Origin of the sequence: Shinella sp. SUS2 (assembly GCF_001262505.1) — a bacterium.
Lineage (GTDB): Bacteria > Pseudomonadota > Alphaproteobacteria > Rhizobiales > Rhizobiaceae > Shinella.
Window position 1 is genome coordinate 16,551 of record NZ_KQ410752.1, and the last position, 21,570, is coordinate 38,120.

Here is a 21,570-nt window from a genome sequence, read left to right on the forward strand (position 1 = left end):
CGCCATGCTCTCAGCTTCCGAACTGGCGAACCGTCTCTCGCGCGATGCCGAGGCGGTCTGCCGGCATTACCTCTCCGCCGGCCGCAGGGCCGGCAATTACTGGATCGTCGGCGACACCGCCAACAGCAAGGGCAAGTCGCTCTACGTCCATCTGTCCGGTCCACGTGCCGGGCGCTGGGCCGATGCCGCAACGGCTGAATATGGCGACCTGCTCGATCTCGTGCGCGAGACCTGCGGGCTGGTCGATTTCCGCGACGTTACCGACGAAGCTCGGCGTTTCCTTAACGAGCCCCGTCCCGATCCGGCGGCGTCCCGCAGGGGCGACGATCGAACCGATCCGCCGGTCGACAGACCGGCAGATGAGCGCGCGCAGCGCCTGTTTCGCATGTCGCAGCCGCTGGCGGGGACCCTCGCCGACAGCTATCTGCGCCGGCGCGGCATCCTGCGCGCATCCCTGCATCCCGCGCTTCGCTATCATCCGTCCTGCTACTATCGCGATCTCGTGACGGGCCGGACGACCAGCTTTCCTGCGCTGATCGCGGCCGTGACCGATCCCGGTGGCACGATCACCGGCGTGCATCGCACCTGGCTTGATCCCGATGGTGGCGGCAAGGCGCAGGTTGACGATCCCCGCCGCGCGCTTGGCGGCCTGCTCGGCAATGCGGTTCGCTTCGCCTTTCCTGTCTGCGGTCCCGTGCCTGTCATGGCCGCCGGCGAAGGTCTCGAAAGCATCCTGTCGCTGTCGTACGTCATGCCCGCCATGTCGATGGCCTCGGCACTGAGCGCCCATCACCTCGCGGCCTTCGAGCCGCCGCCTGAATGCGTGCGCCTCTACATTGCCGCCGACGCGGATGCCGCCGGCCGGAACGGCATCGAGAGATTGAGCCGCCGGGCGCAGGCTCGCGGGATCCTGCCGCTGGTGCTCGCCCCTGATCTCGGCGACTTCAACGACGATCTGCGGCTGGACCCGAGCCGGCTCATCGCCAGTCTCCGGGCACAACTCGCCCCGGAGGACGCAACCGTCTTCCTGCCGTCGTGATGAGGCCGTGATGGGGAGATGCGGCGGGGCGGGAGCGTCGGAGGGGAGGGCGGCAATGCCGGTCGCCGCACGGAGAAGCGCGCGCCTGCGGGCCTGCCGAGAGGCGACCCTTACCACCAGGCGTTCGGGCCTCCAACCGCCGGAGGCCCGGTTTTTTCCCCGCGCCGGCGGAGCCGGCGCTCCTCGCGGAGCAAAAAACCTGTCCCCGGCGGCCCGGCGCTGCGCTGGGCCGCGGCGCGAGCGCCGCGGTTCCGGTCCGCTCGCCGGATGGAAGGGATCGCCGTCAGGCCGCGAGAGGCGCGGCCCCAACCGACGGAGACCATCATGAACGTCCAGCTTCCCATCGATGCCGCTACCGACCTCCACCACGCATCGTCCCCGACCGACCGGGTCATCTACGAGATGCAGGTCTATGGTTATCGTCCCTTCCAGGACGAGCCGGACCCGCGCCTCTTGCCGGAGGAGGTGGTCGTCCAGTCTGCACTGACCGCGATGTTCGATGCCTTCGCAGAGATGCTCGGTGACACCCGGCTCGAACCCGATCTCGAAGATATGCTCTGGTCGACCGTCAATCTGTTCCACCGTGCGGGGGAGCGTATCCAGCGCGAGCTGCAGCGCAACGAGGACGCCCAGCGAAACGGGCAGCGTGAGCAGGACGGTTCGGAGGTCAAGAGCGTCGAGCTCGAACGGCACATCATGGAGGGTATCACGCTCCTCGAGCGTCGCAACGCCTTCGAGTTCATGCGCGATTTCGCCTCTGACCTCTTCGAGGCGCAGACCGGTTCGACATGGCGGCCGCGCACCGGCTCCAAGGTCAATCACGCCAACATGACCGCGGCGATGATCGATAGCAGGGACTTCCTTTCCGCCCGCCGCCGCGCCGAGACCGAGATTCTGATCCCGGCCGGTACCAAGATCGCCTTCGGGGGCGGCCTGGACTACAACGATCATGACCGGATCTGGGCCGCACTCGACAAGGCGCTCGCCAGGCACGCCGACATGGTGCTGCTGCACGGTGGCTCGCCGAAGGGCGCTGAACGCATCGCGGCGTGCTGGGCCGAATCCCGCGGCGTGACGCAGGTCGCCTTCAAGCCGAACTGGAGCAAGCACGCGAAAGCCGCCCCGTTCCGCCGAAACGACGATATGCTCTCCGTGATGCCGGCCGGCGTCATCATCTTCCCGGGCTCCGGCATCACCGAAAACCTTCGCGACAAGGCCCGCCGCTTCGGCATCACCGTCTGGGATCGGCAAGGAGACGGCGCGTGAGCGCCGTGTTCCTCCTGCTGGCAAATCTCAAGCCTTGCATTTCCGAGGAATTGTGTACACATTTCCTCGGAAATGGAGCGACGCAATGGCTGAACCTCGACACATCACATCGTCTCCGCGGCGCGTCGGCGTGCGGGAGTTTCGCGGCAACCTGACATCCTTCCTGCGGCAGGTCGAAGAAGGGCAGCGCTTTGTCCTGACGTCCCATCACAAGGTAGTTGCGGAGATTGGACCGCCGTCCTCCGATGTTGCAAACCGCAAGCCGGGTGCTTTGCGCGGCAAAATCAAGCTTGCCGATGATTTTGACAGTCTGCCTGCGGACGTCTCGAAGGCGATGGAAGACGGAGCGTGAGGCTTCTGCTCGATACCCACACGCTGCTGTGGTGGTTGAATGACGACGAGAAGCTGGACGGTCGCGCCCGCGGCCTGATCGGCGATCCCGCTAACGACTTCTTGTCAGTGCCGTTTCGCTCTGGGAGATCACCGTGAAGCTGCGCATCGGCAAGCTCGATGCGGACATCGAGGAGATTCTCGGCATTCTCCCGGGCCAAGGGTTTCAGCGCCTCGATATTTCCGACGCCCATTTGGTTGCGCTGGCCGGACTGCCGGTTCATCATCGCGATCCGTTCGATCACCTCCTCATGGCGCAGGCGCTCGCCGGGATGCGCATTTCGTTTCCGAAGATCAGAACGTGCCCCTCTACGGTGTTCCATTCTTCACCTGCTCGGACCCTGCGACCTGACCAGTTCCATGGCAACACCATCGGCCGGTTCAGCAAGACGTTCATGATGAAGATCGCAACAGCCTTTGCAGGTGCGCGCACGTCCAGCCGCCACGTCAGCAGGCTGGACTGAGTTCAGGCTGCCGATGGCTGCGCCTGCCAACCCCAATCGACAACCGGAAACAGAAAAGCCTGCCGCGGGAGGAGGTGCGGCAGGCTTCTCAAACTGTGACCGGCGACTGGGAGGAGGAGTGCCGCCGATCCGATGCAAGCGATCCCGGGAGGAGGAGTGGATCGCCGGCGCTGTGAGGCTCGCGGGAGGAGGTGCGAACCTCATGGGCTCAATATGCCAATCGCTTCCGCCCTGCAGAAGTCCCTTTGTGCGCAGGCCAGCCTTGCACATTGCGCACGTCAATTGCAGCAGGTTCGCGCCGTCGATGCCGATTTTAGCTGGGCGCCCCTTGATCGACGGACCAGTCTTCCACACGCAGGCCGTCCACCCGGTTGAACTCGTCGAGATTGTTGGTGACCAGCACCAGGCCGCGGGCCTTGGCCTGGCCGGCGATCAAGGCGTTGTAGGGGCCGATCGGGGTTCCCTTTACCGCGCGAACTGCCCGGACCTCCCCAGCTGTAAAGGCGTCGCGCTGATCGAAATCAAGGATCGGAAAACCCGCAAACAGCAAGCGTAGGGTTTCCAGATTGTGCTGGACCTTCGCACTCTTATGCGCCTCGAAGTACAATTCATGGGCCACGATCGACGAGAGGCCTATCGACGGCATCGTAAATTTAACGGTGACGAAACAAGCGGAAATAGAGCCACACCGCGTGGGCGATGATTTCAGCAGGAAAGCGGTGGCGGCGGTAGAGCGGATCACGGTTTGTCATGCCTCTTCATCGCCAATCAAGCTCCACGTTCCGTTAAGTTTACGTTGCCCGCTGAACGCATCGCGGCGGGCTGGGCCGAATCTCGCGGTGTCACTCAGATCGCCTTCAAGCCAAACTGGAGCAAACACGCGAAGGCCGCCCCGTTCCGCCGCAACGACGAGATGCTCTCCATGATGCCGGCCGGCGTCATCATCTTCCCCGGCTCGGGGATCACCGAAAACCTGCGCGACAAGGCCCACCGCTTCGGCATCACCGTCTGGGAACTGAAGGGAGAGGGCGCGTGAGCGCCCTTTCTCTCTCTCTCTCTCTCTCTCTCTCTCTCTTCAGGCTCCTTTCCGACGGGCATTCAGCCCGGCGTCGAAGCGGCTTTAAAGTTTCGGGCGAGGGTGCCCCATCAGGGCCTCGTATTCGCGGTCCGTCAATCGTTCGACGATGCGCAGCTGCGCGGGAATGTCCATCCGTTCGTGGAGAACGGCGGCGACGACAAAGGTCGCGTCTTCCACCACGATATAGGCAGCATAGTGATGCTCGATCTTGTGGAGGCGGAACAGGGAATGGCCCACCCGCTCGTCCTTCTTCATGCGCACACGGGCATAGGCTTCAGGGATCTCCTCGAAGCCTTTCCGAAGCAGGCGTCCATAGGCTTTCGCCTGCTGCGGCGACCAGATCCGCGCCGTCTCGCGGATCGCCAGACGGTAGTTTTCCAACGCCGTCGGCAGGATAAGGATGTGGGGAGCCACTACCGCAGCTCTTCGTCCAGTTCCGCGTCGACGGCATCCAGGGCGGACAGGGGCCGCACCTGCCCGCGCCGGAACTCTTCCTCCGCTTTCAGCAAGGAGCGAATTGCATAACGGCGGTCTTCCTCGCGCGCCATGTCTTCGCGGATCAGCGCGCGCACATATTCACTCGGCGTCGTGTACTGGTTCTTGCCGTTTGCGCGCATGTCGACGAAGGCGCGCATTTCATCGGGCAAACTTACATGCAGGCTGCTGGTCATGGCAGCGCCCTCCCGGTTGGAATTGTCGAGGCGGATTTTCCCGCACCAGCACCTCAATGTCAATATTTGACATCGGCCTAGTGCTGCCGGCCCGCGGAACGGCTTCGCCGTTCCGCTCCTTCGAGACGATGCGCTGGCCTAGAGGGAGAGGTGGCCCGGGAGGGGGAGGCCTGTTGGTAGAAAAAGGAGAGCGACCATGGCGATGATATTCGTAGGCGGATCACGCGACATATTCGAACTGCCGGAACCGGTGATCGCGCGCATCGGTGCGATGATCGCCGCCGAGCATGGCGTGTTGGTTGGCGATGCGCCCGGAGCCGAGGCGGAGGCGCAGAGCCTGCTCGCCGGCTATGGCTATGAGCATGTCGGCGTCTTCCATGCCGGCAGCGAGCCGCCCAACAATCTCGGCGACTGGGCGGCCTATCACCGGCCCGCGCCGGGAGGCGCGCATGGCTACGCCTTCCATGCCGAGAAAGACCGCGAGATGGCGCGGCGCGCCGATTACGGGCTGATGGTCTGGGATGGCGCTTCGCCGGGAACCTGCCTCAACATGCTGCGCCTTGCGGCGGCCGGCTCGCCCTGCTTCGTCTACGACACGATGCGCAGCGCGAAGTTCACGCTTCGAAAAGTTTCCGATTGGCAGGAGATGCTGCGCAACGCCGGCCGGGATCTCGTGGGGCGGATCGAGGCGCGCATGACCGACGAGGAACGCCATCTCGCCAATGGGCGATGACGCGACGGTTCGGCGGACGTCGTGCCCGCCCGCGGCCGGCCGACAGCACGCCGACGTTTGCCGCGATGATCCCGGTGGCTTCCCGCCGCCCGTAAGGAAGCCGGCCCCTTGCGCGGCCAGTCCGCTCGGCCTCTCCGGTGTCGTGTTCAGAAAGATCGTCTTCGTGCCGTCTTCGCGGCCGGGGCGCTGGCCTGGACCGATGCGGAAGATAATGCCTGTCTCGAAGACCTCCATCCGGGTCGAGACGCGGCATATCGGACCCGCTGCACGTCTCACCTCAGTCCCAAGCCACGCCGTCGAACGCCGGGCGCTTGCGATGACGTCGGCACCCCGGAGCGCCCTCGCGGGGTGGTCGTGCGGGAAGAGCGGCGAAGGTAATGGCCGGCAGACCGACAGGCAAAGGCGCATCCACGAGCAGGACTGGACTCTGGCGGAGAGGCTGCAAGTCGGGACGCCACGGCAGGCATCGGCTCCGGTTCCATCCGGCCCGTTCCCATTGATGCCGACTTTGTAGAGGACTGCCTGCTTTTGCGGCCAACCCCTGAAGGGGTAAGACTCGACAGAAATTTTTGCAAAATTCGATTTCGGTTTGTCCGCTTTGGCGGCAAATCGAATTTTGCAAAATTTTCCGCCGAGCTGACCGCAGCAGATCAGCCCTCTCCTTTGCCGCCATCGGGAACGGTCCCGATGGAACCGAAGGAGACAGCACCATGGCCACCACGATCGCAACCCTGACCCAGAAGAACGACGGCATCCTCGAAGGCGTCTTCGCCACCATCCGGGTCAACGCCCCGATCGCCATCGTCCCGAATGCCCAGAAGTCGAGCGAAGAAGCCCCCGACTTCCGCGTCATCCACCGCAAGACGGGTTTCGAGATCGGCGCCGCGTGGGCCCGCACGGCCCGCCAGACCGGCGAGGAATACCTCTCCGTCAAACTGGAAGCCCCCGAGATCGGCGTGATCTTCGGAAACGTAGCCCAGGCTCCGGGCGGCGATCCGACCAAGAAGGTCATCCTCTGGAACAACCCGAACTGAACGATGAGCGAGCGGCCCCGAGCAATCGGGGCCGGCATCGTCAGGCCAGTTCAGCGGCCTTAGCGACAAAGACGCGAAAACGGGCGTCGAACCGCATCCCCACCTGACGGGTGCCCCACGAGAGGAAGGTCTGTCTGCTCAGAACGCCAATCATGCCGTGACGCCCGCGCCGCCTCAAGCACTTCGCGGCACCTCCAATTTTCAGCCGCCGCCCTGAAGGGCGCCGTCAGAAAATTGGTTCCTCCGCTCGCCGGCTCCGCCGGTCGCCTGCGGCGATCCTTGACCCGGCCCGACCCTCACGACCCCGGGCGTCATCTTTCACATCATCAAGGAGATGACGACGATGACGATGACCCTCGAAAACCACATCGAAGAACTGCGCCGCGAAGCGAACCACTGCGACCCCGCCGAGCGCGCTCAGATCGAGGCCGAGCTGGAACAGGCCCGCACCGAACTGGCCGCGCCCATCGCCGCCGAAGACGCCGAGCCTCCCCACTGAGGGAGGCTTTTGCCTTGCACGATGGGGCCGATGCGCCGGATCGACCGGCGCTCCGACCCGAGGCTTCGCCTCACGCCCGCGTCCCCAATCCCATCATCGACGAACATCACCTCGCGCCAGTGCCTCAACGCGCTTCACCCGGTATCCATGGGCACGCCTCTCTGGCAGCCAGTCGAGAAACAGCGCGACAGCGTCTTCCTCAATGACGGCGTCTACTTTTTGTTGTGGGGCGGCTTTGGTCGACATGCGTCACCTCATAGGAATAGTGTCCGCTCGGTGGGCTTTGTTCCTATTGTGTTCTCACTTCAGGAGGGGTCAAGGTGAAGCCGGGAGAGGCCCCATTTTCTTCCTGATTAACCTCAATTCATTGGGTTAACGAGCTGATTGATTTGATCCGATTACGCCGCCGGCCGTATTGAGGGTAGGAGGTGATTTGATGAAGTATGAGATTGGAATGCACATTGTCTATGACGTGCTGAATAAGGGCGCCCAAGTCGAATTCCGCGGCATGTCGCACTACTTGGCCGGCCCCTTTAAGACCCAAAAGGAAGCGATCGGCGCGGGTGAAGAGCTGTGCCGTAAGTTGGGCTGGGGAAAATCGGACGGCGCCTGAGGGGGTATTCGGGGACCGATGTTACTCCGGCCAGTCGGCCCGCCCTCATCGATCCCGATGAACATCATGATCCGCGTGGGGGGTAGGCCGCTGACTATAAACCTCGACCGGCTCACGTTCTTTGGGCAAATTCACCACCGCATCTGTCCGGGCGTCGGTATCGGCTGGGTCACCGGCCGCAGGCGTAGTCCTATTAATCTTGTAGCGGAACGATTCGATTTCCCTGTTCGAAAATCGCCGAGTTTCGCGGAGGGCGCACATTGCTTCTGCGATTATTTCAGCGTCGCTTGCCGGCTGGCCGCCTTGGCCCGAAGCCCGAACCTTCACTGGAACGATCGCCAGGAGACGCTTCTCCCCGGCGGCAAAGACATCAATCGACAAATCGCGCATTCCCGGTCCCACGGTGGTAAGACCCAAAGATACACGTTTTGAGGGCACTGTTGTTTGATCTGCGTCATGGCAATACGAGGCGTTCCTAGTCCAGCAGATCCACAATCTCCCATCCTTCAGCAGACAACGCGGTCCAGAACCGCCCCTCGGCATCCTCCTCCACGGTTGCCCAGCCGCGCAGCCGCAGTCGGCGCACAGTGTCTTTCATGGAGGCGGGGATATCGTTGTAGGACCGCGGCCTTTCAGCGAGGAGGCACATTGCAAGGAATTGCGGTCCAGTAAGGCGAACGACCGGCTTGCTGGAGATGTACCTGGCCGCCCGTACCTGACGCCCTTGGGCGGTGATCGCAATCTTGATCTTCTTTCGGGGCTCAACGCGCATTTCGACGAAACCGAGTTTCTCCAATTCCTGATACGCCACCAAGTCCGGGTAGGCGAGTCTGTCCATATGGACGTCGTCGCTGGAGGCCAAGCGATCGATGAGGTCAATCTGGGCTGGCGTGAGGCGGTAGATGAGGATGGGCTTGGCGGACATGATTTACCTGGGATATCGAGGGGCGGCGCCTCATTTCCGCAAGACGGTTGCTTGATCGCCCGTCACGTAACGCTTCCCGTCCTTGTCGCCATCCCACGGATCACCGAACCCTTTCGGGTGTGGCGGCTTCGAACCGGTGGCCAGGGCGTCGCGTACCGCGGATCGCTCGCGGCGATGTTCGCGCTTCTTGAACGCCTTGTCGCTGTCTGCGGTCGTGATGCCGGTGATGGGGACTTTCTTACGTGACCTGGTCATTGGACGAGAATCACCGAGCATCACTGCGCTGGCGGGAACTTCCCATCGCCCGGAAGATTGACCAGATAACAAGTCCGACGCCGATCAAGAACGGAACCCAAGCCATTAGCGTTGGGACAGCGGCGTTATGAAAGCAGCCATCGATGCCGACGTAATCCATGTTGAAGCAATATCTGACAGGCGTTTCGTTCGGGAAGTCATAGGTCCGTGTGTAGAAGCCATTAGCCATGAGTAGCAGCCCGACTGCGAGAACGATCCATTTAGCCATGAAAGCCTCCCAAGCAACGCGTGCTGAGTGTCGCACCGCGATGCAGGGTTGTCGAGGGATGTCCCCAAAACTGGGGGGACCTCGTGACGCAATTTTGAGTTATGATGGGAAATCAAGGGGATGGCGCAAACAGGTTCGGGAGTGGAGGGGCGGCGAGTGCGTAGAGGGCGGTGGCCCCCAAATTGCCAATACTTGGCAATTTGTCTCCGATCTCTCTAGCGATGCGCATGGACCTCCCACCGTGGGAAGTTTGTCACGGCCTCACAAACACAAAACCGCCCGTCTCTTACGGGGCGGGCGGCTGAGCCGGCGGATGTTTCAAGGTTTTCGCATGGCGATCGGCCGGCCAAAGACCGTGCGGGAGCGCCCCTGCTGGTGTGGTCGCAGGTGGTGCTGGTCGCTCCCCGGTGTCTACGAATAAAGGGCCGGGGCAGCTACAAAGCGCCACCGGCAAAGGCCGGCCGGAACATGCGGAAACGGCTGGCAGGAAATTTTAGTTGGGTCGATCGATCTTGGTGTAGTAGCCAGCCCGCAATTGGAGCAGATCGCCATAAATCGTTTCGACGATGCCGAACCCTTCAGCGATCGCCTTGCGGATCCGGAATGCGCCGAGGTCGTGCAGTACGGCCTGCAGCATCAGGGTCTCGAGGTTCAGCACACCGCCCTTGTCGCTCTCGACGAGGTAGGCGAGCACACGCAGCTTATCGGCAAGCTCACTGGACTTAGTGACCGGCGCGACGGCGAGCGCCTCCACGACGGCCGTATGTGCGTTGTTGATGCCGTCCATAGCCTCATCGGGCATGGGCTGCAGTTCGAGCATGATGGGCTGCAGTTGTTCAGCGAGAGCTGCCATGCGTGGAATCTCGGTGGCGCCGGCCCGGTCATAGGGGAAGTGCGGCGGTTGTCTTCTCGGACGCAACCTGCGCGGTTCGAGCCTTCTGTCCGTAGTTGTGTCGTGCGTCGTGGTGGCCATTGCTGGTGGTCCTTCCTGTTGCGTTTGTCGTACTGTGTTTGTACAGTGTTAACATTGATTGCGACGAGGTACAAAAAATGATGCGCGCAACTACCATGAAGATGGCGCGGGCTGGCCTTGGGTGGGGCGTTCGGGAGCTAGCAGAGCGGGCCGGAGTTACCGCAAACACGATCACCCGGATCGAAAACGGCGCCGACGCAAAAAAATCTACAATGGATGCTATTCAGGCGGCACTTGAGCAAGGTGCTCCGGACGAGAACGGCCGGTGGCGGTTCGCGGAGTTCATCTCTCCGGACGGGGTTCGTATTGTAGAGGGCGGTGTTGCGCCACCGGACGAGTGACGGCTACCGCCTCTTCCCAAGGAGCAATTCCGCAGCCGGCACAAGGTCGGCGGCTATCGGGTCGGCCCATTCCCGCGCCAACCCTAAACTCCCAATGCGTCAGCCCACGAGGGGCTGACAGCGTTTCCAAAGGTGCTCAGCGTCGCCCGGCTCTTCCTGAAAGAGCCGGATGACAGTAAGAGCAACCGCATCGAGGTCGCGGTCCATATTCTTTTTCAAGCGCGCAATTACATCTCGCATGATCGCGAGATCGTCGGGTTCGAATATTCCTGCCTGAGATAAGGTTTTTGGGAGATCCATAGCGAACTCCCTTTCTCGTTCGGGGCGAAAGGTGCCACCTCACAGCCGACAGCGCCCTGATAATCGGCTGCCAGTACGAGGAAGTGTGCTCTCGCAATGCGACAATTGCAAGTCGAGCGGATCATCTAGCGCTTCTCTTATTTAGGTCGTTCTTATTCGTCTCGGCCGCGCGGAACCTTTGATCCGGATCGCAGTTCGTACGGCAGCCAACGGCACCCTTGAAAAATCCGCACGCGATTTCGATATCGTTCGGCGCCAGGGTAGCATTTGGAAGGAGGATTATCGATGCTGGCAGAAATCTACTTTGCGACCCCTATCTCCGTCACGTTCACGAATGGGACGAGCCGTTTGTTCCAAGGCGTCCATGACGCTCTCGACTTCCTAGAAAATGAATGGCCACTACGCTCCGGCGATCGCTACAAGCGTGCCTGTGAAAGATGCCGTGCCGCCCTCCAGTTCCGGACGCCGGCGACGGTTGCACGCGAGGCATTCGTCTCGGCGTGCCTTGAGGCAGGAATGCCCGTACAGGCGCTTTCGCCTCTTTGGCACCGCTCCGGCCCCTCTACGCCGCCATTAATGAATGCTTGATCAGGGATCAATTCCGCCGGCTGCGCGTTTCCTATCCATCACTATCCTAAACGAGGAGAGCAAGATGGACTGGAACCGTGTCGAAGGAAACTGGAAGCAGGTCAAGGGCAAGATCAAGGAGCAGTGGGGTAAACTCACTGACGACGATCTGGACGTCATCGAAGGTAAGCGCGACCAGCTCGAGGGCAAGATCCAGGAGCGCTACGGCTACGAAAAGGATCGTGCGACGCGGGACGTTGACGACTGGTATAATCGCCAGACCTGGTAAGTCGCATTGAGAGGGCCGCCCGGCAGCTGTTGGGCGGCCCCATCTACTTACCGCTGCTTCTCGCCAGCACTCTTGCCGTCAGAGCTCCTGGAGCGCTCCTCAACGCGATCCGCGCCCTTTGCGAGCTCCGATCCCTTTTCAGCTTCAACCTCGCGCTCTTCGGCTCGTGCGGCCTTGTGGAGGCCACGGGCGCCTTCCTTGCCCTTCTCCGTCGGTGCGTTCTCAATTGCCATTGTGCGTCCTCCTGTGGGGCATGAGGAACGACTACGGATCGCGGTGGTTCCAGTCGACGGGAACAAGAACGGCGGCGGGCACGTTTGACCCCGAACAGAAAAGGAGACGCATTATGAATAATATTATTTATCTTGTCGGTCTGGTCGTAGTCGTGATCGCCGTCCTGTCCTTCTTTGGGCTCGGCTGATCATGGACGACGAACGCGAGAGACGCATCAAGGAGCGAGCCTTCGAACTCTGGCAGTGCGAAGGGTCGTTGGATGGCCGATCGCTTGGGCACTGGCTCCAGGCAGAACGGGAGATACAAGAAAAGTACGAAGCGGGAGAGGCGAGCCGAGATCAGGTTGATGTCGTCGGCCTAGCTGCTGCGGCGAAGCGGACGCATTGAGTTCGACTCCACATTCAGATGTAGCGGACTTCAAAAGCGGGGAGGATTTCTGGCGAAGAAAGCCCCTCTCATCGGATTGCTCAATGATAACAGGCGCTTATCTTCTAAAGTGGCTCCCCCGAGCCGGCCCGGCCTTCGGTGATGCTCACTCTAGCGGGGCGAAACGGCCGGATCGACCGGCCGCCTCGCCGCAAGGGGTTGTCCCTCACGCTCCCCGCCGATCTTTGCTTGCCGCGCCCTTCCAGCGTGAGGATGTCGGCATGATGAGATCGAAGACCAACCCATCGACGAAGCGAGTGCACAGGCTGCGAAAAGTAACCCGCTGCTTCGTTTGCTGCGACACGCCGTTCTGTTGATCGCCACGCTGGCCATCACAATCGTCCGCGGCGTGCTCTATTGCGCCGGGCGTCTCGCCTATTCCGTCCTCTCCCTGCTTCGGCCGGTCGTCAACGTGCTGATGCTGGGCGGCCTCATCATGCCGCTGGTCGCCTTCGTCGCTTTCGTCAAACCCGAGGCAGCCAACGGAATGCCATTTTGGGTTTTCCTCCTGATGGCCGCCGGCTTCGTCGGCGTTTCCATGGTGTATTCGAAGTTCGTCGACTGGATCACACCTCCGGGCGAAACGGACCCGGCTGAGCGCTATCGCCCTCTCGGTCGATAACGCAGTTCCGAACCGGCGCACCGGTGCGTTGTTGTGATCAGCGATAACGCTTGGCAAATCGATTGGGCTTCGCCGCCTTGTTCATGTCTTTCCGACGGAAATACATCGCCCGGCCGCAGCGGATCGGGCTATGGCCCTGAACGATGATGATCTGCTCATCCTGGCGCATGGTCTGCGTGACTTCGTGCGGCAGGATCAAGGGTCGCGCCTGATAGGTTATGTTTTCTGACTTTCGCGGCGAGCCGTTCTTCGTGGCGAAGCTGACGTCACGCGAATCTCCTTTGACCTCTATGGTCATCACGCCGCACAACGCCGAAACGTTCTTTGCCGTTTCAATCGACTTGATGGCGGCATAGCTCGCAAAAGCACATCCCTCAATCCACGATGTCGCACCGTTCTTGCCGAAGTGATGCTCCAATTGGCCGACCGATTGGTAGAGCAGCATCATGGTGATGCCATGCTTGCGGCCGCGATCGCGCGCTTCCTCGAGCGCCCGCATGTAGCCGAGTAGGTCCACCTCGTCGAGCATGAAAAGCGCACGTCGCGTGAACCCGCCGTCGGCCTGAACCATCGCCTTGAGCAGTGCGCCTATGATCACACGGCCGATGCCAGGATAGGACTGCAGGATGTCACCAGGCAGGTTCAGGAAAACGTCCTTCTCGCCGCTAACGAGATCGCTCGGCTTGAAGGCGTTGCCGCAAACGAGCGCGGCATATCCATCGAGGGACAGCCACTGCGTATCCTTCGATGCCGTCGAGTAGACGCCCGAGAAGGTCTGCTCGGTCATGTTGGTGAAGACGCCCAAGGTTTCGCGGATGAAGGCGGAGGTGGAATGCTCCTGAATGTCGCGGAGCATGGCGAGCACGGAGGGCTCCGGCTCGGAAACGATCTGCCGCAAGCTGCGCAGATTGCGTCGCCCCTCGTATTCCGGCGACAGCATGACATGGGCGAGCAGGCCCGTTAGAAGATTGTGCGCCTGGTTCTGGAAATAGGAGCCGGTGGATGTGTCGATGCGCACGCTCTCCGACAGCAACATATGCGCGACACCGACGATATCCTCTTCCTTCTTGCGCGACGTTTCGATGAAATTGAGCACATTGAACCCCATGACCGGGTTCATGGGATCGAGCACCATGACCTTCCGGCCGAGTGCACGGGTGCGATGCTCCACCACCATCGGCGCGATCTCGGTGGAAGGATCGAGGCAGATCAGTGGGCCGCTGTAAAGCAATGTGGTCGGGACCACGTTGCTCACGGTCTTGAACCCGCCTGAGCCCGAGAAGAACAGCATATGGGTGGAGTCGAAGTTCAGCTTGTAGGTGAGGAGCGGCGCGGTTCCGCCCTTGCCCCATGTCGACCGATCATAGGGATCGAAAGGCACATCGCAGACGATGTCCTTGTCGACCCGATAACGTTCGCCGATGACGATCTCGCCATCGGGTGGGAAGAGTTTTCCGGCCGCGGCCATCGATAGCCAGTTCGCGCCGCCGAAGATCCCGCGCTTGGCGCGCTTCACCTGTTCGGGCACGACCGTTGAGATGCGCGCCGAGACCGCTACCGCAATGAAGCCGACAATGCTCGCGCCCACTGCGATCCTATCGAGATAGGAAAGCGCCCCATCCCAGGACAGCACGCCGCTCTTCACGAAAGGCGAAAGCCGCGCGAATTCCCGCAGGCCGTAGAAGCCTGCAACGATCAGAAAGCTGAGGAGGCTCGCCACGGCAATCGGCCTTCGCAGATGAAGTGGCAATGCCCAGACGGTTAAAAGACCGGCGAGCGGCCCGAGCAAAAACGCCGGCAGCGGCTCGGCGCGCAAGAACCAGTATGCCGTTTTCTCCGACATGCCGACGGCGAGCGACGGCCATCGCCATCCAACGACATAGACAGCGAAGGCCGTAACGACGATCGGCACCATGACGAGCAAGAGGCTTGGATGTGGTTTGGCCATCGTCGTCATTCGGCTGCCTCCAGCATCGGTCGGCCGCCATCGAGAACGGGAGCCTTGAAGGCTTCCTCGCCGACATCCCGCAGCCGACGATATTCTGGCGAACCGGACCAGACGCGCGCCAGTTCGATGAGCCCGCCGAGCAGAAACGCCCGGTCGACCTTCGACAGTCCGGCCCGGACGACGATCCCGCCCAGCAGGAATTTCTCGCGAGTTTCCTTCTTGCGATCAGCCGTCATGAGGAATCTCCGTCGTCGCTCCAGCCCCGCCACCTGGCTGTCCACGCGGCGAAGCAGCTGCGTCACCAGCCCCTTTCTTCTCCGCTTTGCGAAATCGCGTGGCGATCTCTTCGACGATGCGATCGACCTCCTCGTCGTCGATCTCCATCTCCGCCAGACCCGACTTCATTGCCGCGCGGGAGAAGCGATCAGCTGATTTAACTATCAGCATTTTTCGACGCTCTCGAAGCTTCTCGATCTGCGTATCGATATCCAGAATTGACGACTTGACGGCCATTTACCCGGTTCCCTCTCTTCAAGCAATATCGCTGTTGTTTATTTATACTGACTAGAAAACGATAGTAAAATGCGCTACCTTGCGCAAGTCCCCAAAATGTCGATGCCGGAATTCCGGCCTGGGCCGTCTTCCGGAAAAGCGGCATCGGACCTGAGGTCCGATCGGTTTGAGGGCGCAATATACGTCGCTGGCGCGACGTGCTTGGGAGATCAGGAGACGGCAGTGGCGATCATGTTCGTCAGAGCGCAGGTAATCAGCAGGGGAGCGGGACGCAGCATCGTCTCGGCCGCCGCTTACCGTCATCGCGCTCGCATGATGGACGAACAGGCCGGCACCTCCTTCAGCTATCGCGGCGGCGCGGCCGAATTGAAGCATGAGGAGTTGGCGCTACCGGACAAGGTTCCGGCCTGGCTGCGGATCGCGATCGAAAGAAAGAGCGTCGCGGGCGCGAGCGAGGCGCTGTGGAATGCCGTGGAGGCCTCCGAGGTGCGAGCGGACGCACAGCTTGCCCGCGAGTTGATCATTGCGCTCCCCGAGGAGCTGACGCGGGCGGAGAACATCGCCCTCGTGCAGGAATTCGTCCGGGACAATCTGACCTCGCAAGGCATGATCGCCGACTGGGTCTATCACGATAAGGACGGCAATCCCCACATCCATCTGATGACGGCGCTGCGACCCCTGACGGACGAGGGTTTCGGGCCGAAGAAGGTGCCGGTGCTCGGCGAAGACGGTGAGCCGCTGCGCGTCGTCACGCCGGACCGGCCGAACGGCAAGATCGTCTACAAGCTCTGGGCCGGCGACAAGGAGACGATGAAGGCCTGGAAGATCGGTTGGGCGGAAACGGCCAATCGGCACCTTGCGCTCGCCGGCCATGACATCCGTCTGGACGGGCGCTCCTATGCCGAGCAGGGCCTCGATGGCATTGCCCAGAAACATCTCGGCCCGGAAAAAGCCGCGCTCGCGCGCAAGGGCGTCGAGATGTATTTCGCGCCGGCCGATCTGGCGCGGCGGCAGGACATGGCCGACCGCCTGCTCGCCGATCCCGAGCTTCTGCTGAAGCAGCTCGCCAACGAACGGTCCACCTTCGATGAGAGGGATATCGCCAAGGCGCTACATCGCTATGTCGATGACCCCACGGATTTCGTGAACATTCGCGCGCGCCTGATGGCGTCCGACGATCTGGTTCTGTTGAAGCCGCAGCAGGTGGACCGCCAGACCGGCAAGGTGGCGGAGCCGGCAATCTTCACCACGCGCGAGATCCTGCGCATCGAATATGACATGGCGCAGTCGGCGGAAGTCCTGTCGAAGCGAACCGGTTTCGGTATCGCGGAAGCGAAGGTTGCCGCAGCCGTGCGTCAGGTCGAAACCGCCGATCCGGAAAAACCCTTCAAGCTCGAACAGGAGCAGGTCGACGCCGTCCGTCACGTCACTGGTGACAGTGCGATCGCGGCTATCGTCGGGCTTGCAGGGGCGGGTAAGTCGACGCTGCTTGCCGCCGCGCGAGTTGCCTGGGAAGGCGAGGGTCATCGCGTGTTTGGTGCAGCCCTTGCGGGCAAGGCGGCCGAAGGGCTGGAGGACAGCTCCGGCATCAAGTCGCGGACGCTCGCATCGTGGGAATTGGCCTGGGAGAACGGGCGCGATCTCCTGGAACGCGGCAATGTCTTCGTTATCGATGAGGCCGGCATGGTGCCCTCGCAGCAGATGGCGCGTGTGTTGAAGGCGGTCGAGGACGCTGGCGCGAAGGCGGTCCTGGTCGGCGACGCCATGCAGCTTCAGCCGATCCAGGCGGGTGCCGCTTTCCGGGCGATATCGGAGCGGATCGGGTCCGCCGAACTTGCCGGTGTCCGCCGGCAGCAAGAAGCTTGGGCGCGCGATGCCTCGCGTCTCTTCGCGCGTGGCAAGGTCGAGGAGGGGCTGGATGCCTATGCCCAGCGAGGCCGGATCGTCGAGACCGAGCAGCGCGTCGAAGTCGTCGAGCGGATCGTGGCGGATTGGAGCGCGGCGCGCGAGCAGGTCATCGCGCGGTCGCGCGCGGCAGGTCACGACGGCCGGCTGCGGGGCGACGAGATGCTGGTGCTTGCCCACACCAATGAGGATGTGAAGCGTCTGAATGAATCGCTGCGCGGCGTGATGAATGCTGCAGGCGCGCTGACCGCCGCACGCGAATTCCGGACGGAGCGAGGTATCAGGGAGTTTGCCGCCGGCGATCGCATCATCTCCCTCGAAAATGCTCGCTTCCTCGAACCAAGGGCGCGCCGCCTCGGCCCGCAACATGTGAAGAACGGCATGCTCGGAACGGTCGTTGCGACCGGCGATCTGCGTGGCGGTCCGTTGCTCTCGGTTCGCCTCGACAATGGTCGCGACCTCGTCATCAGCGAGGAAAGCTACCGCAACATCGACCACGGCTATGCCGCGACAATCCACAAATCGCAGGGCGCCACTGTCGACCGGACCTTCGTGCTCGCCACCGGCATGATGGACCAGCACCTGACCTATGTGTCGATGACTCGCCATCGCGATCAGGCAACGCTCTATGCGGCGCGCGAGGATTTCGAGCCGAAGCCGGAATGGGGACGAAAGCCGCGCGCCGATCACGCCGCCGGCGTCACCGGTGAGTTAGTGGAGACGGGCGAGGCGAAGTTCCGGCCGGAAGATGAGGATGCGGATGAAAGCCCCTATGCCGATGTCCGCACGGATGACGGAACGGTCCATCGTGTCTGGGGTGTCAGTCTGCCGAAGGCGTTGGAGAAGGGCGGCGTTTCGGAAGGCGACACGGTCACGCTCCGCAAGGATGGCGTTGAGACCGTCAAGGTCGATGTAAGCGTCACCGATCCGGAGACGGGCGAGAAGCGAACGGAGAAACGCGAAGTTCACCGCAATGTCTGGACGGCAGAGCTGAAGGAATCGGCCGATGCTCGCCAGGAACGGATCGAGCGCGAAAGCCATCGGCCGGAATTGTTCAAGCAGATGGTCGAGCGTCTCGGCCGTTCGGGCGCGAAGACCACGACGCTCGATTTCGAGAGCGAGGCTGGCTATCAGGCGCATGCCCGCGATTTTGCCCGGCGTCGCGGTATCGACTTGGCGGCCGAGATCGCGGCCGGGATAGAGGAGGGGGCCGGGCGGCGGTTGGCCTGGCTTGCGGAAAAGCGGGAACAGTTGGCGAAGCTGTGGGAGCGCGCCAGCGTGGCGCTCGGCTTCGCGATCGAACGGGAGAAGAGTGTCACCTACAATGAGGAGCGTTCGGAAACCGTCGCGCCACGAGTTCCCGAGGATCGACCATACCTCATCCCGCCGACGACGCGATTTGCCCGTAGCATCGAGGAGGAAGCCCGCCGGGCGCAACTTGCCTCGGAAAGATGGAAGGAGCGGGAGGTCATTCTTCGCCCGGTCCTGGAGAAAATCTATCGTGACCCTGACAGGGCGCTGGCCAGATTGAATGCGTTGGCGTCGGATGCCGGCATGGAGCCGCGCGACCTTGCTGAAAATCTTGCGATGCGCCCGCAGCGGCTTGGCCGTCTGCAGGGATCGGAACATCTGGTCGATGGCCGCGCCGCGCGGGACAATCGGAACGCAGCGATGGCGGCCCTGGCTGATCTGCTGCCGCTCGCCCGGTCGCATGCGACGGAATTCCGCAGACAGGCAGAGCGGTTCTGCATTCGCGAGGAACAGAGGCGTGGGCATATGTCGCCGTCCGTCCCCGCGCTTTCGAAAGCGGCAATGGCGCGGCTTGTCGAAATCGAGGCGGTCCGAGAGCGCGGCGGCCCCGACGCCTACAAGACCGCTTTCGCCTATGCCGTTGAGGACCGTTTGCTGGTCCAGGAAGTGAAAGCGGTCAATGAGGCGCTGACGGCGCGCTTTGGATGGTCCGCCTTTACGGAGAAGGCCGATACAATCGCCGAGCGCAACATGGTCGAGCGCATGCCGGACGATCTCGCGTCCGGTCGACGCGAGAAACTGGCGCGGCTCTTCAAGGTCGTGCGCCGGTTCGCCGAGGAACAGCATCTGGCGGAAAAGAAGGACCGCTCGAAGGTGGTTGCCGGCGCCAGCGTCGAGCCGGGGAAGGAGACGAGTGCCGTGTTGCCCATGCTCGCCGCCGTGACGGAGTTCAAGACCTCGGTCGAAGACGAGGCACGGGTGAGGGCGCGTGAAGTTGCCCACTACGGCCACAATCGCGCAGCCCTTGTCGATACGGCTGGGCGCATCTGGCGCGATCCCGCCGGCGCCGTCGACAAGATCGAGACCCTCATCGTGAAAGGTTTTTCGGGCGATCGGATCGCCGCGGCCGTTGCCAACGATCCCGCGGCTTATTGTGCGCTGCGCGGTTCCGATCGCATCATGGACAGATTGCTCGCTGTCGGCCGCGAGCGAAAGGACGCGCTTCAGGCTGTGCCCGAGGCAGAGAGCCGTGTCCGGTCGCTGGGCGCGTCCTATGCCACAGCATTCGCCAACGCGACCCAGGCAATCACCGAAGAACGCCAACGGATGGGCGTCGCTATTCCAGGATTGTCGCCGGCGGCCGACGAGGCGTTGCGCGGCTTGGCGGCAGCGATGAAGAAGAAGGGCGCCAAACTCGATATCGCAGCCGGGTCGCTTGATGCCCGCATCTGGGAGGAATTTGCCGGTGTCAGCCGATCGCTCGATCTCCGGTTCGGCCGCGATGCCATCCTGCGCGGTGAGAAGGACGTGATCAACCGCGTGTCGCCGGCGCAGCGCCGCCCGTTCGAGGCGATGCAGGAGCGCCTGAAAATATTGCAGCAGACAGTCCGCATGGGCAACAGCCAGCAGATAGTCGCGGAACGCCAGCGCCGGGCGATCGACCGCGGCCGGGGCGTCATCCGGTAAGAGTTTCGACAATAGAGGGAAGGAGAAGAACATGACGGAACAGGAAATCCCTTACGACGCGATTGTCCGCGCCGAGATCGCCATCGAGATCCTCAACCAGGCGCGGGCCATCGTTACGGCGCGCGTCTATGAGCTCGAAGCCACCGATCCCGATGCCGCCGAAGCGCTTCGGTCTCGGCGCCGTGACCTGATCGCCCTGCAGCAAAGCATCACCGTCGCCGATCGCGAGTCTGTCGAGAGCGTCATCGCGCTCTGGGGGCCACGCGTGAAGGACGACGCCCGGTTCTGGGCGGAGTTCTGATCATGGCGGACGATCAGGCATTCGGCCGGCTCTCGCCGGAGAGGAATGAGAGCATTTTCCGCAAGGACATCCTTCCCGACTATCTGCCGGAGGCGATGAAGCCGGCGGGGCGGCCGCGGATGATCCTGCTCGGCGGCCAGCCGGGAGCCGGCAAGACGGCGGTCCTGATCGCAAGCCAGACGGAACTCGATCAATCGGGGCCGACGATCCGCATCGTCGGTGACGATCTCCGATCCTATCATCCGCAATTCCTCGCATTCCAGAAGCAGGATGCGGAAACCGCGTCGCAGTTTACCCAGGCCGATGCCGGGCGCTGGACGGAAAAGCTGCTGGCGGCCGCCGTGGAGCGGAAGGTCAATATCGTGTTCGAGACGACGATGCGCACGCCGGAGAATGTCGCTCGCGTCATCGGCATGGCCCGCGCTGGTGGCTACGATATCGAGGCGCGAGCGGTTGCCGTCAATCCACGGCTAAGCTGGCAGGGCAACCACTATCGCTTCGAGGAGATGCTGCATGCCGGCGACGCGGCGCGCATTCCGCCGCAGCACGTTCACGATGCAGCTATCACCGGATTGCGCGTCAGCCTCGAGAAGGTCGAGACGGAAAACCTCGTCGATCTGTCCCGGATCAGCGCCCTTGAGACAGAACTGGTTTAGTTGAGAAGAGAGGATTTTCGGCTCATCGTAGCTCTATCAAAGGAAGCGAAGATGAGACAGAAATCCGGGCCGCAGTCGTCAGCGGCTGAGAAGACGATCAAGGACATCCGCCGCGCCACGCGCAAGCACCACTCAGCCGAGGACAAAATCCGCATTGTGCTGGACGGCTTGCGTGGTGAAGATAGCATCGCCGCGATCTGCCGCCGTGAGGGGATCGCGGAGAGCTTGTATTATAGCTGGTCGAAGGAATTCCTCGAGGCGGGCAAGAAACGTCTTGCGGGCGATACCGCCCGTTCGGCGACCAGTGACGAAGTGAAGGCACT

General features: G+C 62.3%; 30 protein-coding genes and 3 pseudogenes. 18 read left to right on the forward strand and 15 right to left on the reverse strand.

What is annotated here, in order from left to right:
- Window positions 1-4: 4 nt before the first annotated feature.
- From AKG11_RS29460 to AKG11_RS29475, 4 genes and pseudogenes are all read left to right on the forward strand, one after another.
- Complete coding sequence (locus AKG11_RS29460; protein WP_050746511.1) at window positions 5-1,039, forward strand: DUF7146 domain-containing protein; 1,035 nt, start codon at window positions 5-7, stop codon at window positions 1,037-1,039.
- A 324-nt stretch (window positions 1,040-1,363) separates the two neighbouring features.
- Complete coding sequence (locus AKG11_RS29465) at window positions 1,364-2,305, forward strand: DUF2493 domain-containing protein (RefSeq protein ID WP_050746512.1); 942 nt, start codon at window positions 1,364-1,366, stop codon at window positions 2,303-2,305.
- A gap of 85 nt (window positions 2,306-2,390) precedes the next feature.
- Window positions 2,391-2,657, forward strand: coding sequence for a type II toxin-antitoxin system Phd/YefM family antitoxin (locus tag AKG11_RS29470; protein WP_050746513.1), 267 nt, complete (start codon window positions 2,391-2,393; stop codon window positions 2,655-2,657).
- A pseudogene (locus AKG11_RS29475) lies at window positions 2,654-3,047 on the forward strand (type II toxin-antitoxin system VapC family toxin). The gene AKG11_RS29470 and the pseudogene AKG11_RS29475 overlap by 4 nt, the downstream one beginning before the upstream one ends.
- Before the next feature lie 425 nt (window positions 3,048-3,472).
- Here the strand turns inward: AKG11_RS29475 and AKG11_RS29480 are convergent.
- Together AKG11_RS29480 and AKG11_RS34790 are read right to left on the reverse strand one after the other, a co-directional pair.
- Window positions 3,473-3,838: a PIN domain-containing protein gene (locus AKG11_RS29480; RefSeq protein WP_050746530.1), complete on the reverse strand. Its 366-nt coding sequence runs from the start codon at window positions 3,836-3,838 to the stop codon at window positions 3,473-3,475.
- A pseudogene (locus tag AKG11_RS34790) lies at window positions 3,831-3,911 on the reverse strand (IS6 family transposase); the annotation flags it as partial. The pseudogene AKG11_RS34790 and the gene AKG11_RS29480, both read right to left, overlap by 8 nt.
- A gap of 50 nt (window positions 3,912-3,961) precedes the next feature.
- Here AKG11_RS34790 and AKG11_RS29485 point away from each other — a divergent pair.
- A pseudogene (locus AKG11_RS29485) lies at window positions 3,962-4,195 on the forward strand (SLOG family protein); the annotation flags it as partial.
- A gap of 84 nt (window positions 4,196-4,279) precedes the next feature.
- Here AKG11_RS29485 and AKG11_RS29490 read toward each other — a convergent pair.
- A complete protein-coding gene (locus AKG11_RS29490; RefSeq protein ID WP_023517354.1) occupies window positions 4,280-4,651 on the reverse strand; it encodes a type II toxin-antitoxin system RelE/ParE family toxin in 372 nt (123 codons plus the stop codon).
- Window positions 4,651-4,908 carry a ribbon-helix-helix domain-containing protein gene (locus tag AKG11_RS29495; RefSeq protein WP_050746515.1) on the reverse strand — a complete coding sequence of 86 codons (258 nt, stop codon included), beginning with the start codon at window positions 4,906-4,908 and terminating at the stop codon, window positions 4,651-4,653. The genes AKG11_RS29490 and AKG11_RS29495 overlap by 1 nt, the downstream gene beginning before the upstream one ends.
- Before the next feature lie 196 nt (window positions 4,909-5,104).
- On the opposite strand from AKG11_RS29495, the gene AKG11_RS29500 reads away from it, so the two are divergent.
- The 3 genes from AKG11_RS29500 (at window position 5,105) to AKG11_RS35200 (ending at window position 7,174) form a co-directional block, all read left to right on the forward strand.
- Window positions 5,105-5,641 carry a hypothetical protein gene (locus tag AKG11_RS29500; RefSeq protein ID WP_050746516.1) on the forward strand — a complete coding sequence of 179 codons (537 nt, stop codon included), beginning with the start codon at window positions 5,105-5,107 and terminating at the stop codon, window positions 5,639-5,641.
- A 710-nt stretch (window positions 5,642-6,351) separates the two neighbouring features.
- Complete coding sequence (locus AKG11_RS29505; RefSeq protein WP_023517350.1) at window positions 6,352-6,675, forward strand: DUF736 domain-containing protein; 324 nt, start codon at window positions 6,352-6,354, stop codon at window positions 6,673-6,675.
- 343 nt (window positions 6,676-7,018) lie between these two features.
- Window positions 7,019-7,174 (forward strand): hypothetical protein, encoded by a 156-nt coding sequence (locus tag AKG11_RS35200; protein ID WP_197284036.1) that lies wholly within the window; start codon window positions 7,019-7,021, stop codon window positions 7,172-7,174.
- Window positions 7,175-7,267: 93 nt separating this feature from the next.
- Here AKG11_RS35200 and AKG11_RS34795 read toward each other — a convergent pair whose 3' ends face one another.
- Window positions 7,268-7,420 carry a hypothetical protein gene (locus tag AKG11_RS34795; RefSeq protein WP_156031922.1) on the reverse strand — a complete coding sequence of 51 codons (153 nt, stop codon included), beginning with the start codon at window positions 7,418-7,420 and terminating at the stop codon, window positions 7,268-7,270.
- 190 nt (window positions 7,421-7,610) lie between these two features.
- Here AKG11_RS34795 and AKG11_RS35205 point away from each other — a divergent pair, with 190 nt between their 5' ends.
- Entirely contained in the window at window positions 7,611-7,787 is a 177-nt protein-coding gene (locus AKG11_RS35205; protein WP_024270301.1) for a hypothetical protein, read from the forward strand.
- A gap of 45 nt (window positions 7,788-7,832) precedes the next feature.
- Here AKG11_RS35205 and AKG11_RS34800 read toward each other — a convergent pair whose 3' ends face one another.
- From AKG11_RS34800 to AKG11_RS29530, 5 genes are all read right to left on the reverse strand, one after another.
- Complete coding sequence (locus AKG11_RS34800) at window positions 7,833-8,177, reverse strand: hypothetical protein (protein ID WP_156334167.1); 345 nt, start codon at window positions 8,175-8,177, stop codon at window positions 7,833-7,835.
- A gap of 85 nt (window positions 8,178-8,262) precedes the next feature.
- A complete protein-coding gene (locus AKG11_RS29515; protein WP_024270302.1) occupies window positions 8,263-8,712 on the reverse strand; it encodes a hypothetical protein in 450 nt (149 codons plus the stop codon).
- 30 nt (window positions 8,713-8,742) lie between these two features.
- Window positions 8,743-8,967, reverse strand: a complete 225-nt coding sequence (locus tag AKG11_RS29520) for a hypothetical protein (RefSeq protein WP_050746531.1) — start codon at window positions 8,965-8,967, stop codon at window positions 8,743-8,745.
- A gap of 10 nt (window positions 8,968-8,977) precedes the next feature.
- Window positions 8,978-9,235, reverse strand: a complete 258-nt coding sequence (locus AKG11_RS29525) for a hypothetical protein (RefSeq protein ID WP_024270303.1) — start codon at window positions 9,233-9,235, stop codon at window positions 8,978-8,980.
- Window positions 9,236-9,728: 493 nt separating this feature from the next.
- On the reverse strand, window positions 9,729-10,208 hold the full coding sequence (locus AKG11_RS29530) for a hypothetical protein (RefSeq protein WP_156334168.1): 480 nt from the start codon (window positions 10,206-10,208) through the stop codon (window positions 9,729-9,731).
- A 101-nt stretch (window positions 10,209-10,309) separates the two neighbouring features.
- On the opposite strand from AKG11_RS29530, the gene AKG11_RS29535 reads away from it, so the two are divergent.
- Window positions 10,310-10,549, forward strand: coding sequence for a helix-turn-helix domain-containing protein (locus tag AKG11_RS29535; RefSeq protein WP_050746532.1), 240 nt, complete (start codon window positions 10,310-10,312; stop codon window positions 10,547-10,549).
- 99 nt (window positions 10,550-10,648) lie between these two features.
- On the opposite strand, the gene AKG11_RS34805 is transcribed toward AKG11_RS29535, so the two are convergent.
- Window positions 10,649-10,849: a hypothetical protein gene (locus AKG11_RS34805; RefSeq protein ID WP_024270304.1), complete on the reverse strand. Its 201-nt coding sequence runs from the start codon at window positions 10,847-10,849 to the stop codon at window positions 10,649-10,651.
- 285 nt (window positions 10,850-11,134) lie between these two features.
- Here AKG11_RS34805 and AKG11_RS33920 point away from each other — a divergent pair, with 285 nt between their 5' ends.
- Both AKG11_RS33920 and AKG11_RS29540 read left to right on the forward strand, forming a co-directional pair.
- On the forward strand, window positions 11,135-11,437 hold the full coding sequence (locus AKG11_RS33920) for a DUF982 domain-containing protein (protein WP_023517628.1): 303 nt from the start codon (window positions 11,135-11,137) through the stop codon (window positions 11,435-11,437).
- A 64-nt stretch (window positions 11,438-11,501) separates the two neighbouring features.
- The gene (locus tag AKG11_RS29540) at window positions 11,502-11,705 is read left to right on the forward strand and encodes a CsbD family protein (RefSeq protein WP_023517627.1); all 204 of its coding nucleotides are present in this window, start codon (window positions 11,502-11,504) and stop codon (window positions 11,703-11,705) included.
- Between the two features lie 47 nt (window positions 11,706-11,752).
- On the opposite strand, the gene AKG11_RS29545 is transcribed toward AKG11_RS29540, so the two are convergent.
- Window positions 11,753-11,938, reverse strand: a complete 186-nt coding sequence (locus tag AKG11_RS29545; RefSeq protein WP_050746518.1) for a hypothetical protein — start codon at window positions 11,936-11,938, stop codon at window positions 11,753-11,755.
- A 190-nt stretch (window positions 11,939-12,128) separates the two neighbouring features.
- Between AKG11_RS29545 and AKG11_RS29555 the strand changes: the two genes are divergently transcribed.
- Entirely contained in the window at window positions 12,129-12,326 is a 198-nt protein-coding gene (locus AKG11_RS29555) for a DUF2934 domain-containing protein (RefSeq protein WP_050746520.1), read from the forward strand.
- 352 nt (window positions 12,327-12,678) lie between these two features.
- On the forward strand, window positions 12,679-12,987 hold the full coding sequence (locus AKG11_RS29560; protein ID WP_156334170.1) for a hypothetical protein: 309 nt from the start codon (window positions 12,679-12,681) through the stop codon (window positions 12,985-12,987).
- Window positions 12,988-13,024: 37 nt separating this feature from the next.
- On the opposite strand, the gene traG is transcribed toward AKG11_RS29560, so the two are convergent.
- Genes traG through AKG11_RS29575 form a run of 3 tightly spaced genes read right to left on the reverse strand, consistent with a single transcriptional unit; the run spans window position 13,025 to window position 15,448 of the window.
- On the reverse strand, window positions 13,025-14,944 hold the full coding sequence (gene traG, locus AKG11_RS29565; RefSeq protein WP_050746522.1) for a Ti-type conjugative transfer system protein TraG: 1,920 nt from the start codon (window positions 14,942-14,944) through the stop codon (window positions 13,025-13,027).
- Window positions 14,941-15,171, reverse strand: a complete 231-nt coding sequence (locus AKG11_RS29570; protein WP_050746523.1) for a conjugal transfer protein TraD — start codon at window positions 15,169-15,171, stop codon at window positions 14,941-14,943. The genes traG and AKG11_RS29570 overlap by 4 nt, the downstream gene beginning before the upstream one ends.
- The gene (locus AKG11_RS29575; RefSeq protein WP_050746524.1) at window positions 15,161-15,448 is read right to left on the reverse strand and encodes a TraC family protein; all 288 of its coding nucleotides are present in this window, start codon (window positions 15,446-15,448) and stop codon (window positions 15,161-15,163) included. The genes AKG11_RS29570 and AKG11_RS29575 overlap by 11 nt, the downstream gene beginning before the upstream one ends.
- A gap of 222 nt (window positions 15,449-15,670) precedes the next feature.
- Between AKG11_RS29575 and traA the strand changes: the two genes are divergently transcribed.
- From traA to AKG11_RS29595, 4 genes are all read left to right on the forward strand, one after another.
- On the forward strand, window positions 15,671-20,290 hold the full coding sequence (traA, locus tag AKG11_RS29580; RefSeq protein ID WP_050746525.1) for a Ti-type conjugative transfer relaxase TraA: 4,620 nt from the start codon (window positions 15,671-15,673) through the stop codon (window positions 20,288-20,290).
- Window positions 20,291-20,321: 31 nt separating this feature from the next.
- The gene (locus tag AKG11_RS29585; RefSeq protein ID WP_050746526.1) at window positions 20,322-20,591 is read left to right on the forward strand and encodes a hypothetical protein; all 270 of its coding nucleotides are present in this window, start codon (window positions 20,322-20,324) and stop codon (window positions 20,589-20,591) included.
- A 2-nt stretch (window positions 20,592-20,593) separates the two neighbouring features.
- Complete coding sequence (locus tag AKG11_RS29590; RefSeq protein ID WP_050746527.1) at window positions 20,594-21,247, forward strand: zeta toxin family protein; 654 nt, start codon at window positions 20,594-20,596, stop codon at window positions 21,245-21,247.
- Window positions 21,248-21,298: 51 nt separating this feature from the next.
- The coding region (locus AKG11_RS29595; protein ID WP_050746528.1) for an IS3 family transposase at window positions 21,299-21,570 on the forward strand (272 nt) is incomplete at its 3' end.